Genomic DNA, 3,878 nt, shown 5'->3' with positions numbered 1-3,878 from the left:
CATTCCTTCATAAACCACACGATTTCTGGATGTGTTGTTGGTTCTCCACCTGTAATATCCACAGTTTTCATCTTGTGGTTATCCAAAAACTTCAAGCAAGCTTCCATAGTTTCCTTGGACATTTCTAAGTTTTCGCTGTTTTTCATAACGTGGCAGTGTTTACAACGCAAATTACATTTTTCAGTAATGTTTAATTGTAATGTTGTGATATCGCCAGTTTTCTTAAATTGTTCTGGAATTCTGTCTTCGAATCTCATTTTCTCCCCCTAAATTTTCCTTTTAATGCATTTTTGAAAAAGCTTGGATCGCATTTTTCATCTATACCAACCATTTTACTTACAAAATGGTGCACTTCATTATTTGCTACAAACTTGGATGAACAAGTTGCACAATAAGTATACATTTTTTCATTTTTGATGGAGTTTTGCATTTGAGTTGCGATTTCTTTTTCGCTTTTTCCCGCAATTCCACCAGCTCCACAGCAGTTTGTGCTTATGTATTTATTGTTGAATCCTTTAATATGTCTCTTGATTTCTTCAAATATTATATGATTGTATCTGTCAGAACATGGGAAGAACACATTTACTTCCTCGTCGATATCTTGAATCATATTTCTTTCTTCAAGCCATTTGAAAATCGTGATGACTTCTACCGACAAATTTTTGTAGAATTTGTGGAAACAGTTTGGACACACGCACACAATTCTTTCGACTTCCTTGTCCTTGAGTTCTTTTTCCAATCTTTCCATGTAATTATTTTCAAACCCCGTAAAATCACTTGGAAGATTGCAACAATCTATTGAATAATCAAATCCTTCTTTGTTGAACAATTCCATTAAATATTTTGTAGTATCTGGATAAAATGCTGGGAAATTACAGCCCAAATACAACAAATCTTTTGTTTTTCTTTTGGATTTATTTTTGAAGAAATAATTTTCTTTTTGTTTTTTAACTGATTCGAACTTTGGATTTGCTTTTCTGTGAATAAGTGAAATCTTTTTTCCATCCAAATCAACTGGACACACTGCCTCACATTTTTGACACAAGAAACAAGAAAACCCCAAGTCTTGTCTGTCTGCAAAATCTTTTAAATTAATCTTGTATTTAGTCAAAAACGGACAACATTTTGTGCATTTACCACAGTCAATGCACTTATCTTTTACTTCTTGTAAGTAATCATTTGTACTTTTGCTTGATATCATCTACGCTTTCCCCCTTGCGATACATATATTGGCATTTTTGCATCATCCACATAGTCCTAAATGGACCATTTTTTTGAAATCTACGCGATGAAGAGTATATCCTCATTTTTGAAAGGAAGATTTTGTATCCTTTTTCCTTAACTCTAATTGAAAAATCGTAATCTTCCATTAAATCTATGTTTTTAAATCCACCCATCTCGTCGTAAAACTCTCTCGTGAAAAACATCCCCTGATCACCAAAAGCGATGTTTCTTTGTCTGACACGATTGCTAGAATTAAATGCGACAATTTGCATTATAAACTGTTTCGGAACAAACGAAATGCTGAAACAACCCATTTTATAATTTTGTAAAACTGATTTGATTTCTTCTTTTGGATTTTCCTTGAAAAAAGTATCCGCGTGAAGAATCAGAATTATTTCCCCTTTTGAATTTGCAATTCCATTTATAATTTGATTGCCGCGACCTTTGATGCTTCTAATTGGATTATATCCTCTGGCTCTGATTTTTTCAAACGTGTCATCATCGCCACTCACGCTGAAAACCACTTCGAACTCATCATCAAAAATATCCAAATGGTCGATGAACTTGTCGATTTTGTCAGACTCATTATACACCGGCACTATTACTGAAATCATTCGCTTTTATAAACTCCCATATATTATCCAAAAATTCATCCGATAAATACGCTCTTATCTTTTCGAAAGTAAATCCACTATCTCTGTTATCATCCACGTATTGAGTGTACGCCATCGAACACCAAGTTATTCCTCTGAGACATGTAAACAGCAAATACTTTACGATTTTTTCCCTATCGACTTTTACTGGTGATAACTTGTCGTATTCATCTAAGAAATTATCTATTGTGTCGTTGTCGAAAATCACATCAGTCTTCCAAAAAGTCGTCGTCGGTGCCAAAAAATGTGCCAAATCTTGTTCACGTTCTCCGATAATAGGCTTTTCCCAATCTATTACGTAAGATTTTTCGCCGATTATAAAATTTTTGTTGTTGAGTTCAGTATTGATTAGACAAGGATTTTCAAGAGCCGAATCCAGTCCCAAATTTTTGATGTATTCTAGCATATCTGAAATTTTTTCTTCGGTAGCATTGTTTTTCTTGTCCCATTTTTGATAATTAGAAAACATCTCCGTAAATTCGTCAAACATCATCTCAAAAGGACTATCCGCTTTTATAAAATCTTGTCCTGTCACATCTAATGAGTGAATTTGCGATAGCAAGTATGCCGCAATTTTCAAATCAGTATGATAATCCAAATCTCTGCCAATCAAATATTCTTCCGTAAGATAAGAAATTCCTGATAATTCATCACGTTTTAAATCGTAAGCCTTGGCTGTCACGTTTGATTTTTCTAAGAATTTAAGCGCATTATATTCGTATTCGATTTGATTGTCCAAATGCATTTGCGATCCACGCGCAATTCTTATCAAATAATCATCATCGATCAGATAATTCGAATTGTACTCGCCTTTACCAAGTAATTTGACGTTTTCTGATTTGGATATGTATTTTACAAAATCAATGTCAGTGTCGATATCGTGAGTTTCTCTCAATATATAATACGACAAATTATTTTCTATCAAACTATTTTCCAAATCGTTTTCTACGTTTGGATTAGAATATTTTTTGTTTTCAAACAACACGTCGTGCGCTTTTTTCATTCCAATCAGACTATAACCGCCGTCTTCAGTTGGACTGAATACTACATCGTTATTTTCTAATTTATCAAAAGCTTCTTCGAAAATCTCACCATCAAAATCAATTATATCTGAGCCAATTAAAACCACCTTGGAATAGCCAAGTGACAAAACTTCTTTTATAGAATTGTTCATCCTTTGGCCGATATCATCACCCGTTTGTCTGATACAATCATATGGAGATTTTTTCGTGTAATCGTCAAATAATTCGTCCGGTGTTAGAGATAAGAAAACTTTGTAATTTTTGAGAATATTTAAGTTATTGTCAATCAGATTACCGCTGAGTTTTATTCTTTGTTCTTCTGATAAAATTGTCGACAATCTGGTTTTAGAATTTTTATTTGGAATTTTTGTCATTAAAATTACTGCGTTCATTTTATCTCCTATAAAAATCAATTTGATTTGTAAAAAAAGCGGCCCAAAATCTGAGCCGCTTAAATTTTTTTAAACTATTTTACTAATTCGTAATCATGTTCTTTAGTTCCATCTAAAGAGTTGAATACATCTTTGTTTCCTCTGTCGATTAGTTTTTGTGCTAATTGACCAGATTTGTTTCCAGAATAGCAATAAGTGTAAACTGGTTTATCTGTAGGAATTTCTGATAATCTTGCATCAGCTTCGTCTAATGGAATGTTGATAGCATTTTTGATGTGACCTGCATCATAATCTTTTTTATCTCTAACATCAACGATTACGTTGTTAGTGTCTTCAGAAGCTTTTACTAAATCTTCTGGTAAAATGTTAGCGAATTTAACTAATTTGTATTCAAATTTCTTAACGCCTTCTGCGTTTGTAACATCTTTGAATCCATTGTTTACTAAAATTTCAGCAGCTTGTTGGCTCTTTTTACCACTGTTGCAAATTGTGATTACAGCTTTATCTTTGTAAGCATCTAACTTAGAAACTTCTTGTTCAAAAGTGTCGATTGGCATATTGATAGCCCATTTAACGTGACCTTGGTC

General features: G+C 33.1%; 5 protein-coding genes. All 5 read right to left on the bottom strand.

Features of this window, described 5'->3' with window-relative positions; translation table 11 throughout:
- The coding region (locus KHW44_RS07295; RefSeq protein ID WP_304067808.1) for a radical SAM protein at positions 1-257 on the bottom strand (257 nt) is incomplete at its 3' end.
- Complete coding sequence (locus KHW44_RS07290) at positions 254-1,201, bottom strand: (Fe-S)-binding protein (protein ID WP_304067806.1); 948 nt, start codon at positions 1,199-1,201, stop codon at positions 254-256. The genes KHW44_RS07290 and KHW44_RS07295, both read right to left, overlap by 4 nt.
- Entirely contained in the window at positions 1,176-1,838 is a 663-nt protein-coding gene (locus tag KHW44_RS07285) for a TIGR04283 family arsenosugar biosynthesis glycosyltransferase (RefSeq protein ID WP_304067804.1), read from the bottom strand. Before KHW44_RS07285 ends, KHW44_RS07290 begins: the two co-directional genes overlap by 26 nt.
- Positions 1,810-3,291, bottom strand: a complete 1,482-nt coding sequence (locus KHW44_RS07280; protein ID WP_304067801.1) for a TIGR04282 family arsenosugar biosynthesis glycosyltransferase — start codon at positions 3,289-3,291, stop codon at positions 1,810-1,812. Before KHW44_RS07280 ends, KHW44_RS07285 begins: the two co-directional genes overlap by 29 nt.
- 74 nt (positions 3,292-3,365) lie before the next feature.
- Positions 3,366-3,878: rhodanese-like domain-containing protein (locus KHW44_RS07275; protein ID WP_304067798.1), on the bottom strand; the 513-nt coding region annotated here is incomplete at its 5' end.

The organism is Finegoldia magna (genome assembly GCF_018371055.1).
In the GTDB taxonomy this organism is placed as follows: Bacteria; Bacillota; Clostridia; order Tissierellales; family Peptoniphilaceae; genus Finegoldia; species Finegoldia magna_I.
This window is presented reverse-complemented; position numbering and strand designations above follow the sequence as displayed.

What these genes read in the sequence shown, in the direction of transcription:
- KHW44_RS07280 (WP_304067801.1), bottom strand. Translation starts at nt 3,291, where the DNA reads ATGAACGCAGTAATTTTAATGACAAAAATTCCAAATAAAAATTCTAAA.
- KHW44_RS07285 (WP_304067804.1), bottom strand. Translation starts at nt 1,838, where the DNA reads ATGATTTCAGTAATAGTGCCGGTGTATAATGAGTCTGACAAAATCGAC.
- KHW44_RS07290 (WP_304067806.1), bottom strand. Translation starts at nt 1,201, where the DNA reads ATGATATCAAGCAAAAGTACAAATGATTACTTACAAGAAGTAAAAGAT.